The organism is Paracoccus contaminans (genome assembly GCF_002105555.1).
Classification (GTDB): domain Bacteria; phylum Pseudomonadota; class Alphaproteobacteria; order Rhodobacterales; family Rhodobacteraceae; genus Paracoccus; species Paracoccus contaminans.
In genome coordinates this window covers 2,309,420-2,328,591 of record NZ_CP020612.1, presented here as the reverse complement: position 1 = coordinate 2,328,591, position 19,172 = coordinate 2,309,420, and the positions used below count along the sequence as shown (strand labels likewise).

Annotated in this window: 20 protein-coding genes; 14 read left to right on the top strand and 6 right to left on the bottom strand. The window is 64.4% G+C overall.

Annotated elements, in window-relative coordinates; genetic code table 11:
- Positions 1-473: 473 nt before the first annotated feature.
- Positions 474-1,052 (top strand): response regulator, encoded by a 579-nt coding sequence (locus B0A89_RS11085; RefSeq protein WP_157115328.1) that lies wholly within the window; start codon positions 474-476, stop codon positions 1,050-1,052.
- A gap of 43 nt (positions 1,053-1,095) precedes the next feature.
- Here the strand turns inward: B0A89_RS11085 and B0A89_RS11080 are convergent, their stop codons facing one another.
- The 3 genes from B0A89_RS11080 to B0A89_RS15195 all read right to left on the bottom strand — a co-directional run bounded on the left by B0A89_RS11080 (position 1,096) and on the right by B0A89_RS15195 (position 3,407).
- A complete protein-coding gene (locus tag B0A89_RS11080) occupies positions 1,096-2,520 on the bottom strand; it encodes a plasmid recombination protein (RefSeq protein WP_085378208.1) in 1,425 nt (474 codons plus the stop codon).
- Between the two features lie 166 nt (positions 2,521-2,686).
- Entirely contained in the window at positions 2,687-3,271 is a 585-nt protein-coding gene (locus B0A89_RS11075) for a PDDEXK family nuclease (RefSeq protein WP_169712164.1), read from the bottom strand.
- Positions 3,258-3,407 carry a helix-turn-helix domain-containing protein gene (locus tag B0A89_RS15195; RefSeq protein ID WP_240558702.1) on the bottom strand — a complete coding sequence of 50 codons (150 nt, stop codon included), beginning with the start codon at positions 3,405-3,407 and terminating at the stop codon, positions 3,258-3,260. The genes B0A89_RS11075 and B0A89_RS15195 overlap by 14 nt, the downstream gene beginning before the upstream one ends.
- Before the next feature lie 137 nt (positions 3,408-3,544).
- Between B0A89_RS15195 and B0A89_RS11070 the strand changes: the two genes are divergently transcribed.
- A complete protein-coding gene (locus B0A89_RS11070; RefSeq protein ID WP_085378207.1) occupies positions 3,545-4,507 on the top strand; it encodes a DNA-methyltransferase in 963 nt (320 codons plus the stop codon).
- A 225-nt stretch (positions 4,508-4,732) separates the two neighbouring features.
- Here B0A89_RS11070 and B0A89_RS11065 read toward each other — a convergent pair whose 3' ends face one another.
- Entirely contained in the window at positions 4,733-5,356 is a 624-nt protein-coding gene (locus tag B0A89_RS11065) for an SOS response-associated peptidase (RefSeq protein ID WP_240558528.1), read from the bottom strand.
- A 60-nt stretch (positions 5,357-5,416) separates the two neighbouring features.
- On the opposite strand from B0A89_RS11065, the gene B0A89_RS11060 reads away from it, so the two are divergent.
- From B0A89_RS11060 to B0A89_RS11015, 10 genes are all read left to right on the top strand, one after another.
- Positions 5,417-6,115, top strand: coding sequence for a phage portal protein family protein (locus tag B0A89_RS11060; protein WP_085378206.1), 699 nt, complete (start codon positions 5,417-5,419; stop codon positions 6,113-6,115).
- On the top strand, positions 6,112-7,689 hold the full coding sequence (locus tag B0A89_RS11055; RefSeq protein ID WP_157115327.1) for a PBECR2 nuclease fold domain-containing protein: 1,578 nt from the start codon (positions 6,112-6,114) through the stop codon (positions 7,687-7,689). The genes B0A89_RS11060 and B0A89_RS11055 overlap by 4 nt, the downstream gene beginning before the upstream one ends.
- 113 nt (positions 7,690-7,802) lie before the next feature.
- The gene (locus tag B0A89_RS11050) at positions 7,803-8,402 is read left to right on the top strand and encodes a phage virion morphogenesis protein (protein WP_085378205.1); all 600 of its coding nucleotides are present in this window, start codon (positions 7,803-7,805) and stop codon (positions 8,400-8,402) included.
- A gap of 263 nt (positions 8,403-8,665) precedes the next feature.
- Complete coding sequence (locus B0A89_RS11045; protein WP_085378204.1) at positions 8,666-9,796, top strand: hypothetical protein; 1,131 nt, start codon at positions 8,666-8,668, stop codon at positions 9,794-9,796.
- 10 nt (positions 9,797-9,806) lie between these two features.
- On the top strand, positions 9,807-10,145 hold the full coding sequence (locus B0A89_RS11040; RefSeq protein WP_085378203.1) for a capsid cement protein: 339 nt from the start codon (positions 9,807-9,809) through the stop codon (positions 10,143-10,145).
- Between the two features lie 13 nt (positions 10,146-10,158).
- Positions 10,159-11,112 carry a major capsid protein gene (locus B0A89_RS11035; protein WP_240558526.1) on the top strand — a complete coding sequence of 318 codons (954 nt, stop codon included), beginning with the start codon at positions 10,159-10,161 and terminating at the stop codon, positions 11,110-11,112.
- An 11-nt stretch (positions 11,113-11,123) separates the two neighbouring features.
- Entirely contained in the window at positions 11,124-11,594 is a 471-nt protein-coding gene (locus tag B0A89_RS11030; RefSeq protein WP_085378202.1) for a DUF7210 family protein, read from the top strand.
- 63 nt (positions 11,595-11,657) lie between these two features.
- On the top strand, positions 11,658-11,897 hold the full coding sequence (locus B0A89_RS11025) for an Acb2/Tad1 domain-containing protein (protein ID WP_085378201.1): 240 nt from the start codon (positions 11,658-11,660) through the stop codon (positions 11,895-11,897).
- 3 nt (positions 11,898-11,900) lie between these two features.
- Positions 11,901-12,260 (top strand): gp436 family protein, encoded by a 360-nt coding sequence (locus tag B0A89_RS11020; protein WP_085378200.1) that lies wholly within the window; start codon positions 11,901-11,903, stop codon positions 12,258-12,260.
- Entirely contained in the window at positions 12,260-12,922 is a 663-nt protein-coding gene (locus B0A89_RS11015) for a hypothetical protein (RefSeq protein WP_085378199.1), read from the top strand. The genes B0A89_RS11020 and B0A89_RS11015 overlap by 1 nt, the downstream gene beginning before the upstream one ends.
- Here B0A89_RS11015 and B0A89_RS14705 read toward each other — a convergent pair.
- Together B0A89_RS14705 and B0A89_RS11010 are read right to left on the bottom strand one after the other, a co-directional pair.
- Positions 12,897-13,175 carry a hypothetical protein gene (locus B0A89_RS14705; RefSeq protein ID WP_157115326.1) on the bottom strand — a complete coding sequence of 93 codons (279 nt, stop codon included), beginning with the start codon at positions 13,173-13,175 and terminating at the stop codon, positions 12,897-12,899. The genes B0A89_RS11015 and B0A89_RS14705 overlap by 26 nt on opposite strands.
- Before the next feature lie 48 nt (positions 13,176-13,223).
- Positions 13,224-13,502, bottom strand: a complete 279-nt coding sequence (locus B0A89_RS11010; protein ID WP_169712162.1) for a hypothetical protein — start codon at positions 13,500-13,502, stop codon at positions 13,224-13,226.
- A 32-nt stretch (positions 13,503-13,534) separates the two neighbouring features.
- Here B0A89_RS11010 and B0A89_RS11005 point away from each other — a divergent pair, with 32 nt between their 5' ends.
- Both B0A89_RS11005 and B0A89_RS11000 read left to right on the top strand, forming a co-directional pair.
- Positions 13,535-13,945, top strand: a complete 411-nt coding sequence (locus B0A89_RS11005) for a DUF6950 family protein (protein WP_085378197.1) — start codon at positions 13,535-13,537, stop codon at positions 13,943-13,945.
- Positions 13,945-19,122 carry a phage tail protein gene (locus tag B0A89_RS11000; protein ID WP_085378196.1) on the top strand — a complete coding sequence of 1,726 codons (5,178 nt, stop codon included), beginning with the start codon at positions 13,945-13,947 and terminating at the stop codon, positions 19,120-19,122. Before B0A89_RS11005 ends, B0A89_RS11000 begins: the two co-directional genes overlap by 1 nt.
- The last annotated feature ends 50 nt before the right edge of the window (positions 19,123-19,172 follow it).

Here is a 19,172-nt window from a genome sequence, read left to right as displayed (position 1 = left end):
CTTTTTCTGCCGCCCGGCGAGCCGGGCGGCACTTCCCGCGCGCGGACGCGCGCGGCGGGTCGCGTGGAGTGGCCAAGGCGTTGGGCACTCCACGCGACACACCGAAACAGCCTGCCTTGACGATGGCGCCAACGCCGCCTCCGACAGAGCCTCCGCCCATCCCATCCCCTTGTTTTATTTTGAGAAAACGGGGTCCGGGGTGTCCCCGGAGGCTCCTCTTGACCGGAAAAAGCCGCAGGCTGTTTCGGTTAAGAGGAGAATAAAGAAGCCTCAATCAAGAATCTTTTTAATTCAATGAGTTGTGACAAAGCATGTGTTCACAGTTGTGAACACTCCGAGTGTTCATAGCTGTGAACACCCGAAGTGTTCACCAGATGAACACTCCGAAACTCAAATTTTTCGAATTCTGTAATTTATGTTGACAGACTTGTGACGATTCGATTGAAGAGCCGACCTTTAACATGGAGACAGCAATGAGACATGAGGAAATTCTCACATCGCATGCGGAAGAGGTAGTTGCGGAAACCGAGCAGAAAAATCGGGACTTTGTTCAGGTTTATCCAAAAGGATGGGATGTCATGTTGAGCCTGCCTTCCAAAAGCCCGCATGTAGCGCGCTTGTATGCGTTTTTGGCGAAGCATATCGCGCCTCTCGGAGGAGCGGTGTGTGTATCTTACGACACGATGGCGGAGGCGCTCGGCATCTCAAAAATGACAGCACGCAGGGCAGCGGAATTTCTGGTTAACAACGGGGTTGTTGTGCGCTTCAAGATGGGAACGGGGGCATTCATTTACGCGATGAACCCGGAAGAAGTGTGGAAGAGCGCGGACAAGAACAAGAAGTATGCCGCGTTTCACACGCAGTCTCTCGTTTTGCGGCGAGACACAGAAGCACTTGAAACGCAGGTCCGGATGCTGGGAATGAGGGACACGAAGAAGCCAACAGCGACGAAACAGAAGACGACCCGAAGAGGCAAAAAGACTCCGGTGAAGAAATCGGAGGCTGACCCGATTTCCGACCTCATCGCAGAACTGGCGGAAGCATTCGAGTAAACTGTCACAATTCGTCTCACAAGTGAACACTCGGGATGTTCACTTATGGGCTTAATGCTTCGTTGATATTATCGGTCATGCGTGGTTCCTCTTCGATCACCTTCACAAGCGCCTCCCCGGCGCATTTCGCAGCGGTGGGGAGGTCAGGACGCGTCAACCAAGACTTGATAGCCCGCAGAGCGTTGCGAAGACGCTTACGGAGGCCCCTCACCTCCTCCCACGCATCTTCCGCCGCCTTGCGAGCCGCCTCTGCCTCTTCAAGTTCTTTGGCGGCCTTGCGGCGGTCTGCTGCGGCCTCTACTTCGAGACGCTTCTTGGCGGTCATCGCGTCGGCGGTGGCGATCACGGCGGGTCTCAACTCGGGATAACCCGATTTCAGGCCCTCCGGGTTTAGCGCCTGAACCCTGCCTGTTTCGGGGTTGCGCGAGATCGTTCCGGCGGCGGCTTCCTCCGCGAGAACGGTCAAAGCCCCCACGACGCGCGCGGCCGTCGCCCTGGCCGCCTCGGCCTCCGCCGTCGCCTCATCACGCGTCTGCGCCGCCGTCTGGGCCTCCTGACGGGCGATCCCGGCGAGCCGGTCAGCCTCGGACTTGGCGCTCTCTGCCGCCGCTTGGGCCGCTTCAAGTTCCGCCACTCGGTCAGCAAGCCGCTTCTCGTATGTCGCGAGCCGCTTCGCCTCCCTGTCCGACAGTTCGGCCTTCTCTCTCAGTTTGCTGACGCGCGCCTCAATCTCGTCAACGCGCGCTTGCGCGTCTGCCACGGCGGCGGCCAGTTCCTCCACCTCCGCGCGCTTCGCCGCCAGATCGCGGGGAAGGTCACGATGGAGTTCCTGCACGGAGCGGTGAAGCGTGTCCCGGAAATCCGCTCCGTTCTCGATCCGCTCGCCGTATCTGTGCCCCCGCTCGATCCCGGGGCAATGGCGGGCCATCACCTCCGCCGTCAGGTCTTGAAGACATGACATGACGCGCGGGGCCGTGGACCGCGAGAGCGGCACCCCGTCCTTGTCGTAGGCCGCAAGTTGATAGTGAGCGTGGATCGTCGACTCGTCCAGATGAACGGTCAGGCCGTGAAGCGTGGTGTTAAGCCGTTCCGCGATCTCGTGCGCCAGATCGATGAAAGCGGCGTCCTGCTGTTCCGGCTTCAACGCGGCAAAAAGAGCCGCCGCCTCCGCCCCGAACGTGATGATCCCGCCTGCTGCCACCGCCGCGTTGCGCTTCATCTTGCGCCGCGTGTCCCGGATTGCGCGTCGCCCTTCACATAGCGTTCTCATTGCCGCCGGTGTCGCGTGAGGGATGAGGAACCGATTAAGCTCTTTCCTGTCGGGATCGATATAAGCGGGCTGCTTCGCGCCAATCCGCAGGTCATGTTTTCGTTGACCCGCGAGGCGGGCAACATTAAGAAGGGCCAGCCGCGTTGACGCGGCACGGGGATTGCCTTTGGCAATCTCATTAAGTGGTGGCTTCGCCATATCATAACCTACTATACATAACTACGCCCCAAGGGGCTCCGTTATGTATCTCCGGCGAAGGGGCGAAAATCCCTAACGGTATTTTCCCCCTTTCGAAACCCCAACCAAGGCTTTCAGCCTCTGGAAAAAAACGGCGCTCTACCTTATCGCACCACGCAGCAAGATATTATTCCGTGCCATCCGGCAGTTCTGGGTTCTGCGGTTTTTTGCGCGGATTGGTGGGCACGCGCTTCACCCGCACGACCTTCGGCGGCGCCGCGCCCCAGATAAGCTTTCCAACGCTTGTGACGTATGAGACTGGGATCTTCGGATTGTTAATGTCCTTGCCGCCAGACGCGTGCCATTTCGCCTCCCACTTCGTGTAATAAGGCTCCATATCCATCGGGGAGAGCAGATAAACTGATTTCAGCTCGATATTCTGGTAGACTCCGAAGATCCATTCGACTTCCCGGTATTTCCGGATGATGACCGGATTCATGTGATGATGCGTCGAGAAGGAGCCGGTCAGGTTTAGGTTCACCGACTTCAACTCGTATTGAAGTCCCGCCGCGTCCATCGCGTCGTTTCCTTCCCGGCCCGGAATTGTTGTCAGTCCCAGCAGCAGAAGGACTTGCAGCAACTTTCCCCCGTTGTCTTGGAAGATGTCGTCGATGCCATGTCGTGCCGCAAGTTCCTGGTATTTGCAGACGGCCGGCCAAAGCCGTTTAAGTTCTTCCGCGTCGGCGTGTGGCCTAAACCTATTCGTCCTCATTGTCCCTCAACAGAGCATCCGGAGACACCCCGAAGGCGGCGGCGACACGAGCGATGTTGTCTATGGAGATGTTTCGTTCACATCTCTCGACCGACCCGATATAGGTTCGGTGAAGCCCGGCAGCGTCGGCGAGCACCTCCTGCGACCAGCCACGAGCTGCCCGCTCCCGGCGGACGTTGTTCGCGAACAGTTTTCTGGCAAGGGGAGTGTCTTGTTTCACCGCCCGAGGAAGAAGCTATTGCCGACTATGAGTCTACAGCCTATGAGTAGCGTATGACCCTCGCTTACCGCACACACTACGGCCAGGCCTTCGTAGGCGACTCACGGGACCTCCTCCGGGGCCTGCCCGACGACTCGGTGAACCTTGTCATAACATCGCCCCCGTTCGCCCTCCTTCGGAAGAAAGAGTATGGCAACGCGGAACAGCACGAGTATGTCGATTGGCTGGCGGAGTTTGGGGCCCTTGTTTTCCAGAAACTTACGCCCGACGGCTCGTTCGTCATCGACATAGGCGGAGCCTACGAGCGGGGCGTGCCCGTGCGCTCGCTCTATCCGTTCCGTGTCCTCCTGAAATTCGTGGACGAGATCGGCTTCTCGCTGGCCGAAGAATTTTACTGGCATAACCCTTCAAAATTGCCTTCTCCAATCGAGTGGGTGAATAAGCGTAAGATTCGAACCAAAGACAGCGTGAACACCGTGTGGTGGCTCTCGAAGACGGCATGGCCCAAGGCCAATGTCGCCAATGTCCTTACTCCTTATTCCGAGCGGATGAAGAAATTAATCGAGGACCCGGCAAAGTTCTACACGCCAAAAGTTCGCCCTTCCGGGCACGACATCGGGGCTGGGTTTGGAAAGGACAACGGTGGGGCCATACCGCCCAACCTGCTTTCCTTCCCCAATAGCGAGTCGAATGGCCGGTATATGGCGGGATGTAAGGCCACTGGCGAGAAAGGCCACCCTGCCCGGTTCCCCGGAAGGTTGCCGGAGTTCTTCATCCGATTCTTGACAGACCCCGGAGATACCGTTCTCGACATCTTCGCTGGTTCCAACACGACTGGGGAGGTCGCGGAGCGTGAGGGCCGCCGTTGGCTGGCGTTCGAGGAGAGGCGGGATTACATCGCTGCATCCGCGTTTCGGTTCGCGGACGAGGGAACTGATCTCGTTGACCTTCATCGCCGCATAATGGCGGGCGAAAAGCATGTCTTCGAGCAACGACAGAGCCGAATGGCCCTTTAAATCTCTTCTTCTTCGAAGCCGTGCGTCTGGCATTACTGGTTTACGAATGCGCCCAAAGTGCGATACATGGTGTCCATCCTGTCCCCGGTCAGCGTTCCGGGCGTGAGCCGCAAGGTCATGATTTTGGGTTGGATTCTCGCGGATTGGGTGTGAACCCTACCGCCGGAGCCAATAAATCAAAGATTTAGCTACCCCCTCCGGCCCTTGGCCTTGCGTGACGCGAGGTTAGAGCCGCCTCAGTGATCCGTCTGGCAGGGGCCGGCAAAGAGCCTGCGCTTCGGCCCAGGGGGCGCGCAGCCAGGTATTCCAGTGTTCCGGTTCCGTCAGGATCACCGGCATCGCCTTGGGGTGGATTTCCGCGACCTCGGCATTGGCCTGGGTCGTGAGAAAGGCGAACAGATCGTCAGTCGTCTCGCCGTCGCGAACCTTGCGGACGGATCGCCAGCCGCGCACCTCGATCCCAGCAAAGGCCGCAGGCTGGCCGCCCGTCAGGGCGAACCAGACGGGCACATGCTTGCCCTGCTCATCGCGCCCCGGCTCGGAAAACGCGCTCAGGGGCACAAGGCAGCGATGTTCCGGCCCGAGCCAGCGCCGCCAGTGCGGCGATGCGGTATTGCGCACGTTGGTCACGCCCGGATCGCGGGCCGTCTTCAAGACGGCGGGGGGCGAGGGAAGGCCCCACCTTGCGCGCACCAGTTCCCGGCCCTCAGCCCCGTTCCGCACGATCACGGCCTCGCGGTCGGGATAGACTTCCTCGGCGGCGGGATAGTTGCCCAGGCGATCCGCCGCCTGGAACACCGTCGCCATGAAATCTCGCGGCAGCTTGTTGCTGTAGAGATTGCACATCATCGCGCCCTTTCCATACCGCAGATCGCCCTACCACCTTCGGGGCGCGAGGGTGAAGGCTGCATGACGAAAGCCGCCGCTGCACCCGCCGCGCCGATCGCGCAGTCGCCTTATGGCCAGCTGACGGCCGAGCAGACTCGCCTGCTGAACACGCTCGAGAACATCCGCAGTTCCTCGGCCGTGGTGGTCCCGGTCAGCACCGACGTCAAGTTCCTCGAGGCGGCCCGATCCGGGGCGGTGACCTACAGCGACTTCCTGGCCTACTGGGATAAAGAGATCGCGATCTGCGTCACCGGCGAGACGCTGACCACGGACATCGGCGCGAACGGCTCTCGTGCGGCATCGGAAACCCACGCCGAGATCCTCGAGCTTCTGGTTGACAGCGACGCGGACCTGCTGTCGGCCACGCTGCGGCAGTCGCTGGTCGCCTGGATCGTCGATTACAACCTGCCCGGTGCGCGCGTTCCGAATGTGTGGCGCCCGCGGCCTGAGAACGAACTGGAGACGGCCAGCGTCGGCAAGGCCAAGGCCGAGACCAACAAGGCGCGGACCGCGGCCCTGCGCGACGCCCTGTCGTTCCTGGCAAATGTGGAGGACGACGCGATCGCGTTGGAACTGCTGCCGCACCTCGCTTCTGTCGAAGGGCTGAGCGAGGCGGCCCTGCGCAAGCTGGTCGAGGGGCGCGCGGCGCTCAAGGGCGCGCCTGTCGTAGTCCCCATGCCCGAGCCGGCGCCGCGGGAGGCCGGGGAGCCGCCGGCGTGAAGCATGTCTGTTTTGCAGAGGCGGACCATCCCGTTCGGCGCGCCGCCGACCAGCTGATCGCACTGCTGGCGCCGATCGGTGAAGCCAGGCTGCGAGCGGTCCGCACCGCCGTTCTTGCCGACGGGGCCGATGAGGCGATGCGGAACCTGCTGGAACTTGCGGCGATCTGGACGCCTGATGCCCAGGCGCATCATATCGGCAAGGCGCTCGAGCTGATGGCGCTGACCGGCCGGGGCGAGGTCCTCGACGAGCTGGCCGAGACGGCGGGCTTTGCCGGCGAGGCCGAAGGGATCGGGCAGAGCTTCGACGAGCAGTTGGCCTTCCTGAAGCAGAAGCAGCCCCAGCAGACCGACACCTGGACCGACCTCATGCGCGGCCAGCACGACCGCGCTTTCGTCATCGCCGGGGCCAAGGATGCGGCGATGCTGGATGATTTCTTCACAGCAGTTCAGCAGGCAGCCACCGACTGGGATCGGGACGCCTTCGCCGCCCGGTTCGACGAGATCGTGGACAAGTACGGCTGGTCATACAACGGCGGGCGTGAGTGGCGCATCCGAACGATCTTCGAGACGAACCTGCGCACCAGCTACATGGCGGGTCGGCTCAAGCAGATGCGCGCGCCGGCAGTCGTGAAGATGCGGCCTTACTGGCAGTATCGCCACGGCGAAAACGGCACCCCGCTGAACCCGCGCCCCCAGCATGTGTCCTGGGACGGGCTGGTGCTGATGCACGACGATCCCTGGTGGGACGTCCACTTTCCCCCGAACGACTGGCTGTGCAGCTGCGGCGTGCGGACCCTGTCCGAGCGCGATCTGGCGCGTCTGAAGAAGACCGGGCCGGACCTGGCGCCGGAAACCCGGACCCGGCCGATCGTCGATCGCCAGACCGGCAAGGTGATCGATCAGCCCGACGGCGTGGGATACGGCTGGGATTATGCGCCGGGCGATCACTGGACCAAGGGGCTCGTGCCGTCGGTGCTGATCAAGGAAGGGACAGAGCGCGCGGGCAAGAGTATCGTCGCGATCGACCAGCCCTCGCCACTGGATCAGCTGATTGCGGCGCGGCGCCCCTTGCCGCCCCAGCCTGCGGTCTTCGACTTTGCCTCTTTCGATCCGGCATTCGGCTTCGATGAAGAGGGGTATGAAGCGGCCGCGCAGTTCCTGAATGCTTTCGGCCTCAGTGCCATGGACCAGGAACGGTTGGTAGAAGATGTGGCAGGCCATCGGATCGCCATCTCGGCCGACCTTTTTCGACAGCGCGACGGGACGTCGAAAACTGGCAAGCGTGATCGCACCAGCTTCACCCCCTGGCTGCCACACGCCATTCTCGATCCCGACGAAATCTGGCTGCAGGTTCGTCGCGACGACGCTGGACGGATGATCGTGGGCCGCACCTATGTGCGTGTGGCCGAGATCGACGGGGAGACTCACGGATTGGTCGCGGGTTTTGAGCTTGCCGGGAAATGGTGGTCGCCGAATACGACGCATATTTCTGCCGACAGGAAAGGTCCTAACGTGCAAGCATTGAAGCCCAAGCGTTCAGGAAAACTCATCTGGTGCAGAAGCAGAAAATGAGGCGGCGACAGTGCCAACGCCGCCTCGCCGGTTTGCTTTTCCGGTGGGACACTCACTTTCGCCCCGGCTTTTAGAATGTAGCCCTAGAAGTTCATCCTGGCAAGGAGCTTACCATGGCCGGCACGCGCATCACCTTTGACGCCACCCTGGACGACGCCGCTGCGCAGACGCGGCTGGCGGAACTCTATGAGCGGATGGATAACCACCAGGGCTTTCTGCAGAACGTCGGCGAGCATCTGCTGAACGCTGTCCGCGATCGGTTCGCCGCCCAGGCCGGCCCCGACGGCGCGGAATGGGCAAAGCTGAAGCCCGCGACAATCCGAGAGCGGGAGCGCAAGCGCTTCACCCCGATCCAGATCCTGACCCGGCACACCCGGTCGGGGCTGCGCGCATCGATCAACCTCAAGGTCGGCAACGACCAGGTCACAATCGGCACCCCCAAGGCGTATGCGGCGATCCACCAATTCGGCGGGACGATCAACAAGCCCGCGCGTGAAGGCGTCATCTATCGGCACGTCAGCTGGAAGCCCCAAAAGCTGAGCAACCGCTTTGCACCGCTGAAGGGCCGCAAGGAACAGCCCAAGGCGAACCTGGCCGAGAAGGTGGCGATCAAGGCGCACGAGATCAGCATGCCGGCGCGCCCGTTCCTGGGCTTCTCGGCCGAGGACCAGGCGGAGGTCATTCGGATCGCGTCCGACTGGCTGGGAGACTAATTCCGAAAAAATCGCCGCACAGGCCCCGCGCGCCTCTGTCGGCTGTCAGGTGACCTGAAAACCGATTCCCCCCTGTTAACCGACCGTTAAAAACGCTGTGCGGTGCATCTGGGGGCTTGCCGTGGGCGCTAGATGCTGGTCTGGATCGGCCGGGGCGCGGAACGTGCCCGCGAGGAAGGCCTGAGGCGCGGACTTTGGGTCCAGTCGCAGGGCCGTCACGGGACGGACTAGGTGTCGGCGGACAGTTTCGCCTGGACGCCCCCATGAACGCAATCGCCCGTATCGAAGTCTTCCGCCCCGGCCGCTTCACGCCGATGGAAGGCGCGCCCCTGTCGTTCACCGCCGCCGACCTGCGCGCGGTGGCGGACAGCTATGATCCCGAAACCGCCCCCGCGCCGATCGTCGTCGGTCATCCCGTGACCGATGCCCCGGCCTTCGGCTGGGTGCAGAGCTTCGACTTCGACGCCTCGGCCGAGCGGCTGTACGCCAACATCGGCGAGATGGAGCCGGCATTCTCGGACGCCGTGAAGTCCGGCCGGTACAAGAAGGTCAGCCTGTCCTTCTTCCGCCCCGAACACTCCGCCAACCCGGTCCCGGGAACCTGGTATCCCAAGCACGTCGGCTTCCTGGGCGCCGCGGCCCCCGCCGTGTCCGGCCTGCGGAACGTGCAGTTCGCCGGGAACCCCGACGCCGCCGTGACCTTCTCGGCCGAGTTCGGCGTGGGTCGCGCGGCCGGCGGCCTGTTCCGGGGCCTGCGGGATTTCTTCATTGAAAAGTTCGGCATCGAGGACGCGGACCGCGTGCTGCCGACCTTCGAGATCGAATGGCTCTCCCAGTTCGAGGAGGACATGCGCCCGACGCCACGCTTTGCCGCCCCGGCCAGCGAGCCTGCGCCGCCGGCCGCGCCCGTTCCCGAAACCGCCCCGACCACCACCCAGGACAATCCGATGACCAATCCCACCGAAACCTATCCGGCCTTCGCTGCCCGCGAGGCCGAACTCGAGGCCCGCGCGGCGGCGATCGCCGAGCGCGAGGCCGCAGCACGCCATGCCGACAACGTCTCGTTCGCCGAAGGCCTGGTGACCGGCGGCAAGCTGCTGCCCGCCAGCCGCGACCAGGTCGCGTCCCTGCTGGATGACCTGGGCGGCGCAGGCGCTGCGTCCTTCTCGGCCGAGGCGGACCCGGTGGCCCGCCTGCGTGCGATCCTCGAGGCCCAGCCCGTGGTGGTCCAGTTCGGCGCCGCGGCCCTCGAAGATGACGCGGCCGCGCCGGCCAGCTTCTCGGCCGACGGCAAGCAGGTCGCGAACGCCGATGTTCACGCCCGCGCGCTCGCCTGGCAGGCCAAGCACCCCGACACCCCGTATCTCGACGCCGTGAAAGCGGTGCAGGCCTGAGGAACGCCCGATGAACCATTTCCACGACACCCTGTCGCTGACCGCGGTCGCGACGGCCCCCATCGCCGAGGGCGACCTGGTCGGCTTCAATGACGCGCCTGTCGCCGCAGTTGATGCTCCGGTGAAAGGCTGGGCCCGCAACCCTGCCGCCGTCGGCGACGCCGTTGCCGTCATCGCGATCGGGGCATTCCGCTGCAAGGCGGCGGGCGTCATCACCGCTGGCCAGATCGTCGTTTCGGGGGCAACCCCCGGCACGGTCCAGGCAGCGGGTGCAACCCCGGCGAACCCGCTGGGCCGCGCGCTGAATGCCGCCACCGCAGGCGGCTACGTCCTCGTCCTGGTCCGCTGAAGGAGAACGGCTGATGCCTGCACTGAATACCCGCACCGCCGGCGTCGTCGACGCCATCCTGTCCACCCATGCCCGCGGCTATCGCAACCTCGAGTTCGTCTCGCAGGCGCTGTTCCCGCGCGTGCCCGTGCCCAGCCGGAACATGCGGGTCATCCGCTTCGGCAAGGAAGGCTTTCGCATGATCTCGACCCGGCGCGCGCCGGGCGCGAACGTCAAGCGCGTGCAGTACGGCTACGCCTCGGACCCGATCAGCCTGGTCCAGGACGCGCTGGAAGGCGTGGTGCCGGTCGAGCACCAGCAGGAAGCCGAGGGCGCGCCGGGTGTGGACCTGGGCGCCGGCGCCATCGACATGGTCATGGGTGTCGTGGACCTGGGCCTAGAATACGAAGCGGCGCGCATCGCCCGCGACGTCAATACCTATGCCGCCTCGAACAGGGCTGCGCTGGCGGGCACGTCGCGCTGGACCTCGGCGACCTCGAAGCCCTTGTCGGACGTCCGCGCCGCGCGCGAGGTGATCCGCCGCAACATCGGGCGCTATCCGAACGTGCTGCAGCTCGGCCCGACCGCTGCAAACGCGCTGGTCGACCATCCGTCGGTCCGCGAGCAGTTCAAGTACACCACCAAGGAAAGCATCACCGTCGACATGCTGGCGGCGTATTTCGATGTCGAGAAGGTGGTGGTCGGCAAGGGCGTCTATCTGCCCGAGACCGCTCTGGATACCGACGCCGCGACCGACATCTGGGGTGATGACGCGATCCTGGCCTATGTGCCCCAGCAGGGCCAGGCCTACGGCGCGCCGTCCTACGGCTATACCTACGAGCTGGAGGGCTATCCGCAGGTCGAGGAGCCCTATTACGACCGGCCGACCAAGTCGTGGATCTACCCGACAACGGTCGAGCGCCGCCCCTATGTTGTTGGTGCCGACGCCGGGTTCCTGTTCCAGTCGGCCGGCGCGCCGGCGGCCTGAGGGGACTGATCATGCCGAACCGCAAGATCACCGTGACGCTGACCGGTCCCGTCAAGCTTGATGGCGAGGACCGGAAGGCCGGCGACCAGGTCGAAGTGACCATGAGCGTCGCACTGCAGCTGGTCGAGCTGGGCGCCCTCGCTGGCCTGCCCGAGGTGGACCTTGGCGACGCGCAGGCCGGCGAAGACCCCGTGCTGCACGAGAAGGCGCGGGCGATGGCCGAGACCCTCGTCGGCCAGAAGGTTGCCGAGGCGATGGCCGAAACCACGGCCGAGCTGGACAACGAACGCCGCCGCGCTGACGAGCTGGCGCTGCAGCTGTCGGAAACGCAGGCCGAACGGGACAGCCTGAAGGCCCAGCTGGCTGCCGTGCAAGCCGAACGGGACGATCTGGCCGTCGCCGCCACGACCGCCGAACCGGAAACCGCCGATCCCGCCGGCGGCGAGGTCACCGACACCGCGCCGAAAAAGCGCGGCAAGTGACCGACCCGGCCGGGCGGTGGCACCCGCCCGGCCAACCCCCGCAATCGAAGGATCAATCCGTCAATGTCCATTTCCCCCGAGGGCTGGCCGACGAGTAACGACCCGCTGCGCATCACCGCCGAAAACGGCCGCCTCGAAGAGGCTGTCCTGCATCAACTGGACCAGCTTGCCCGACTGGGTTCGATCGATCAGCGCTGGCTGTCTGTCGGCCGGACCCACATCGAGCAAGGCTTCATGGCTGTGAACCGCGCGGTTGCACGGCTGCCCAGGCAGACCCCGGTCAAACCTTCATTGGACGACTGACCCATGACCTATGCGAGCCTCGAGGATCTGGTCGAACGCGCCGGCATGGACGAGATCGTCCAGGTTGCCGATCGCGACGGCGATCTGATCCCCGATCCCGAGGTCATCGGGGCTGCCCTGGTTCATGCCGACAACATCGTCGATGGCTATCTGGCCGGGCGATACCAGCTGCCGTTCCCGCAGGTGCCCGACCTGGTGCGGACCTGGGCAACCGCGATCGCCCGCTATCAGCTGCACCGCTGGGACCCGCCCGACTATGTCGTTGCCGATTACAAGGATGCCCTGGCCCAAGCGATCCGGGAATACGATGACAGGCTGCCGCAGCGGCTGCGTGCGCTTCAATCCGACCCGAGGCAGCTCTGATGGCCCTGTCGTTTCCGCTGACCCATGCGCAGTTCTGGGGACTGTTGCCGATTTCCAGTTGCATCTTCGATCCGCGTGAGGCCGTGACCTCCTCGCGGACGCGGGGCGGTCAGACACTGCGGGCCGAGCGCGCCGCGCGGTTGTGGGCGGCCGAGGTGCGGCTGGGACCGATGATCCCTGCCGAAGCCGCGGCCGTGCTGCCGCTCATCAACCTGCTGCGGGGCGGCGCTGGATCGTTCATGGCCTCCGATCCCATGCGGCAAGCGCCTCGCAACGATCCAGCGGGAACGGCACTCGGCAGCGCGGCGCCCAGCATCTCGGCCCTTTCGTCGAACAGTCGCGAACTGGCGCTCAAGGGCCTGCCGAGCGGCTATATGCTGCAGCGGGGCGATCTGCTGGCGTTTTCCTATGGCACGTCACCGATCCGCTATGCGCTGCACCAGATCGTCAATGCCAGTGTCAAGGCGAATGCCTCGGGCATTACCCCGAACATCGAGGTGGTGCCGCCAATCAGACCGGGCGCGGTCGTGGACGCGGCGGTCTCGCTGATCCAGCCCGCCTGCAAGATGGAAATCGAGCCCGGTAGCTATCAGGCGGGCTCGCTCCGCAGCGGTGGGCTGGTCGAGGGCGTGTCGTTCAGCATCCAGCAGACATTGAGGTGATCCGGTGCAAGCACGTCCCGCCGCCCTCACCAACCATCTGGCCGCCCGCCAGCCGATCATGCCGCACCTGCTGGTCTGGATCAGCGGCCGCAATCGGTCCACGAATGCCGTCCAGACGCTCGGCTTGTGGACAGGCGATGATCACCAGGACGTCGTGGTCGACGGCCAGACCCGCGCCTATTACGGGGCCGGCAGCCTGATCGCCGTCGATCCCCATCCGGGCCGGCGTCGGCACCGACGTGCGCACCACCAAGGCGCGCCTGTCGCCGCTTGCGCCCGAGGTCGAAATGGAAATCCGGGGCTATGACGTGCGCCAGGCACCTGTCGAAATCCATCGCCTCGTGATCAACCCGGTCACGATGCAGGCGGTCGGCAGCCCTGTGCTGCGGCTGCGCGGCTGGGTCAACAAGATCGAGATCAGGACGGCGGGCGATGGCGGCGAAGGATCGTGCGAGTTGTCGATCGTGTCCTCGGCGCGGGCCGGAACGCGCAAGCTGTCGCTGAAAAAATCGGACGGCTCGGGGCGTCTGCGCAAGCTGCCGGGAGGCGGTCCTGACAGGTTCTTCCAGTACACGGACATCTCGGGCGCGGTGCCGGTCAAGTGGGCTCGAAATGAGGCTCTACAACTGGGAGGCCCGCCTGTCTTCTTATCTGGCCCGCGCCTCGCGCGAGCAGTTTGCCTGGGGGCGCCACGACTGTGCGCTGTTTGCGGCCGGCGGGGTCGAGGCGGTGACGGGCCACGATCCGGCGGCGAAGTGGCGCGGCCGCTATGGGACACGCGCCGAAGGGCTGCGGCTGATGCGCGCGGCCGGGTTCGTGGATCACATCGACGCCGCCGTCCAGTCGCATCCCCCCGTGCCCCGCGGTCAGGCCATGCCCGCTGATCTGGCCATCGTCCAAACCGATGACGATCGCGCCCTGGGCATCGTCCAGGGCGAGCTGGTCTATGTCCTGCCGGCAAGCGGCCGCGGTCTCGGCCTTGTGTCGATCGACCGCGCCGGCACCATCCTGGGGGTGCGCTGATGCCTGCCGTCGCCGCCGTCGTCACCACTGCCTGGGCCACCGCAGGCGGCAGTGCCCTGATCGGCCGTCTACTGCTGAGTGTCGCGGTCAGCGCGATCAGCACCGCCATCCAGAAGAAGATGGCAAAGCCCGTCCAGCAGGGCATCAAGACAGAATACACCACCGACGGCGGCGACAAGCCGATGACCTTCGTGCTGGGCTGGTATGCGACCGATGGCCATATGGTTTGCCCGCCGATGTCGCATGGCAGGTTCGACGACTGGTCGAACGCCTATCTGACCTATGTCATCGACCTTGGGAACGTGCCGCGCCAGCAGATCGACAAGGTAATCATCGACGACACCGAGGTCGAGTTCGAGACTGTGGACGAGACAATCCCGCAGGGCGGCGCCGTGCCTGCGGGCAAGCCCGACTGGTGGTATGTCCAGCAGGGCATCGACCCCGCCGCGCCCAACGCCGGGTCGGCACTGCGTCCGCTGATCACGCCGGGTCGGCCAATCAGGACCGAGAAATACAAGGACAAGGTCTGGCTGCGCTATTGCGACGGCACCCAGGCCGCGGCCGATCCCTATCTGCTGCAGGTCTATGGTCCGGGCACCAAATGGGCCGAGAAGTCTGAGCGCCCCTGGACGGCGGACATGGTCGGGGTCGGCACCTGCTATGCGATCCTGACCTTCCGCTACAGCACCAGAAGCTTCAGCGGCCTGCCGCGGTGCCGGTTCGTCATGCGGGGCACGCCGCTCTACGATCCGCGCAAGGACAGCACAGCGGGCGGCTCCGGCACGCAGCGCTGGGACAACCCGGCGACCTGGGCGACAACCACCAACGGCATCGTCCTGGCCTACAATATCCTGCGCGGCATCCCGATCGAGGGTGGCCCGCTCTGGGGTTACGGAGTGGCGGCCGAGGCGCTTCCCTATTCGGTATGGGCGCCGGCGATGACCGCCGCGGACCAGCTGGTGGACGGCAAGCCGCGATGGCAGGCGGCGTGGGAGGTATCGATCGACGAAGAGCCCGCGTCGGTGCTGGATGAGGTGCTCAAGGTCTGCTGCGCCAAAGTGGCCGAGGTCGGCGGGGTCTGGCGCGTGCGGGTCGGCCCTCCCGCTGCGCCGGTCTACTTCCTGACCGATGACGATCTGATCCTGGACGCCGACGCCACTGCCACCCCGTTCCCGGGGCTGGAGGCAACCTATAACGCGGTCCATGCCACCTATCCCGAGCCGGCCCAGCTATGGCGCTCGAAGGACGCGCCTCCCCGATACAATGCTGGCTGGGAGACAGCCGACCAGGGGCGCCGCCTTGTCGCCGAACTGACGATGCCGGCCTGTCCCTGGGGTGATCAGGTCCAGCGCATCATGCGCGCGATGATTGAGGAAGAGCGGCATTTCCGCCGCCACGAGTTCACCCTGCCGCCCGACGCCGAGGCGCTCGAGCCGCTGGACGTTATCGCCTGGTCCAGCACCGAGAACGGCTACGACACCAAGCTGTTCGAAGTGTTCGAGATTTCCGAGGACCCCCTGACGCTCAACGTCACCATCTCGGTCACCGAGGTCGATCCTGCCGACTATGATTGGCAGCCGGATTTCAAGCTGCCTTCGACGATCGCGCCGGTGACGCGACCGACGCCGTCCCCGGCGGTGCCGCAGTTCTTCACGGCCGAGGGGATCGCGCTGAAGGTCAGGGGCAGCCCTCGCGGGGTCGCGGCACGCCTGCGCTGGGGAGGCTGGGCGTTGGACGGCATCACCGCGGTTCGGTGGGAAACACGCCTGGCCGGGCAGACCGACGCCGCTCGCGGCATGATGGGCAGTCCCGAAGAAGGCGAGACAATCATTTCCCCCGGTTTCACGCCGCTGACCGCCTATGAGGCGCGCATCTCGTTCGTGGCCGCAGATGGAAGCGCGGTCAGCTGGACCGACTGGACGGCATTCTCGACGCCCGCCATTGTGGTTCCTTCGTCCGACATTGACACCACTGCGCCCGATACGCCGCCTTTGGTAACGCTGAGTTCCACCCCCAGCACGCTGACGGCAAGCTGGGCGGCGGATGATGCCGAGGCGGTGTATTCCGACCTCGAGATCACCGAGGCGGGCGGCAATCCGCTGTACGCCCAGACTTCTGGCGCCCGCTATACCTGGCAGGGCGTCACCCCCGGCACGTCCTATGCGGTTCGCCGCCGTCGTGTGGACCGGGTCGGCAACCGCTCGAACTGGTCGCCCGTGGCAACCCACACGGTCGCGCGCGACACGGTGCCGCCTGCCATCCCGACCGGCCTCAGGGCCACTGCCGGGTTCAACACCATCTGGATCGAGTGGAACCGCAACACCGAGGCCGACTTCAGCCACTACGAGGTCGCGGTCGGCAAGACCAACAACCCAAGCACCGTCACGAGCCGCACCCCGGCGGCCAGCGCGGTCATCACCGAAGTCCCCGACAGCGAGCTGCGCTATGTTCGCATCCGGGCCGTGGACACCTCAGGCAATATCTCGGGCTGGACTGCGAGTGTGTCGAAGGCTGCGGTCGCCGCGCCCGACCCGACGATCACGACCGAAAAGCTCAAGGGGCTTGTCGATGCCACGAGCTTCGGCAATGGGGTTCAGCCGATCCAGGTGTGGACTGGCACGGCTCTGCCGACGACCAGGCAGGCCGACACGATCTCTTGGAATGGTCGGCTCTATGTGTGGAACGGCACGGCCTATGTCGATCTGGTCAGCGCCTCCAACCTGACCGGGGCCATCCAGGCCACGCAGTTCGCGGCCGGAATCGAGCCTGTCACCGTTCATGCAGGCGCGACGCTGCCGGCATCCAGGCTGACGACCCAGATCTTCTGGCAAGGCCGTGTCTACAAATGGAACGGCACGGCTTATGTTCCGCTGGTCGATGCTGCCGACCTGTCCGGCAAGATCGCTGCGGCCCAGTTTGCCACGGGAATCGAACCTGTCACCATCCATACGGGCGCGGCGCTGCCGACGACCAGGCAGACAGCCTCGCTACTCTGGAACGGCAAACTCTATCGCTGGGACGGCAGCAAATACACGGCCGAAGTTGCATCGTTTGACATCGCGGGGCTGGTGAAAGCTGCACAGGTCGAGGCTCTGGAAGCGTCCAAGATCACCGGCAAGCTGTCCGACAGCCAGCTTGCCGACATTGCAGCCGCCAAGATCACGGGGCAGATCGTCGGCACACAGATCAGCGACGACGCCGTCACGACGCCAAAGCTGGCAGCCGGATCGGTGGTGACGGGCAAGATCGCGGCTGGCGCTGTCACTGCGGATGAAATCGCCTCTCTCGCCATCACCACCGCCAAGCTGGATGCCGGCGCCGTCAGTGCCGCCAAGATCGCCGCAGGCGCGGTCCAGGCCGACAAGATCGCGGCTGGCGCCGTGACAGCAGGAAAGCTCGCCGCTGATGCCGTGACGGCGGGAACGATCGCTGCCGATGCCGTAACGGCCGGAAAGATCGCCGCTGGCGCGATCAATGCCCGCGAACTGGCGGCTGGCGCAATCGTCGCTTCCAAGCTTGCAATTGCTGACTTCACCAATCTCGTTCCCGACGATCAGATCCAGGATGCGAGCGCATGGATCTCCACCAATGGCGCCTGGATTCATCAGAAGGTGACGGGCAGTAGCAGCATCCGCTCAGTCGGAAGCTGGCTCTATCGCACCGCCGACAACCCCACAGGAGCTGACAGCTCGTGCCGCACGGTCGGGTTCTTCCCTGTCACCCCCGGCGATGTCCTCTATCTGTCCTCGCAGATGATCCGTTCTGGCGGCACGAAGATGCGTTGCCTCTCCCAGATCGTTTATTACGACAAGAACGACGCGGCGCTGTCCGGTGGAAACGTGACCTTCGCGTCCGTCAACGGAACATCCAACACAGCCAATGATTTCACCGGGGAGCTGACCGTTCCGGCGGGCGCCTACCAGGCCCGCTTCCGTTTCTATGTCTATGCGGCGGATACGGATGGCAACATCATTTTCGGCTCGCCTACTGTTCGCATCAAGAACAAGGGCGAGCTGATCGTCGATGGGTCGATCACGGCCAGCAAGATCGACACGGATGCGGTGGTTGCTGGAAAGATCGCGGCTGGTGCGATCAATACCCGCGAACTGGCGGCGGGGGCGGTCGTCGCGTCGAAGATGACCGTCGCCGACTGGACCAACCTGGTTGCGGACGATCAGATCTATGACGCGAACGCCTGGCATCGGACAAACACATCCAAGATCGAGGTGAACGCCGGAAATCCCGCCGCCGTATCGCCTGGCAACATCAGGTTCCTGCCGAGCACGGGTTCGCTTGCCGCCGGAGCCACCTATGTTCCGGCACGAGCTGGCGATCAGTTCTACGCCGAGGCCGTGTTCCGGGGAGAGACAGAAGGCGCGTTCAACGCGCGCGTGAGCATCGAATTCTCCAACGCCACAAAGACGGCGATCGCTGAAATCCGCGGCCCTTCCATCACCTCTGGCACCAGCCCGCAGGTGTCGCAACTTCTGATGGCGGAGGCCCCGGCAGGCACGGCCTATGTTCGGCTGCGTCTTTATGCGGGTGCCAATGCCGTTCCGAACGTCGTTGCCACGAAACCGATCCTGCGTCGCAAGAACGGCGGCGAGCTGATCGTCGATGGGTCGATCACCGCCGATAAGATCAGCGCGAACGCTGTAAGGGCCGGGCACATCGACGCGGGTGCCGTGACCACGCAGAAACTTGCCGTCGGGTTCGGCGGAAACTTCATTCAGAACAGCAGTTTCGCATCGAGCACGGCCGGATGGGCGCTCACCGGCAACGGTGGGGCCGGCGCCGAGATCGAACCGCTGGCTATCCGCTCTGCAGGATCGGCCTATGCCGGGCCGACCTATCCGACCCTCGTCATCCGTCAGAATGGCAGCGCGTCCAGCGGCTATGCCGATCTCCGCTATCTGGGTATCTCAGCCAATACCGGACAGGGAAGCCAAGGCTGGCCAACCTCGCCTGGCGAATGGCTTGAGGTTTCGGTCCAACTGTCAACGCACCGATGCAAGGCGCAATTGCGGATCGAATGGCGGGCTGAAGACGGCACGACGCTCGGCTATACCGGAATGACGGAGCAGCCGCCGGCCAGCGGGTCTTCCACCAACCCGATCTTTGGCCGCGTATCTGGGTTAAAGGTCAGGCACCTGCGGGCACAGCCTATGCAGTTCTGAACCTGCGCAAGCTGCCGACCGAAAGTGAAACCGACAGCTATCTGTTCGTC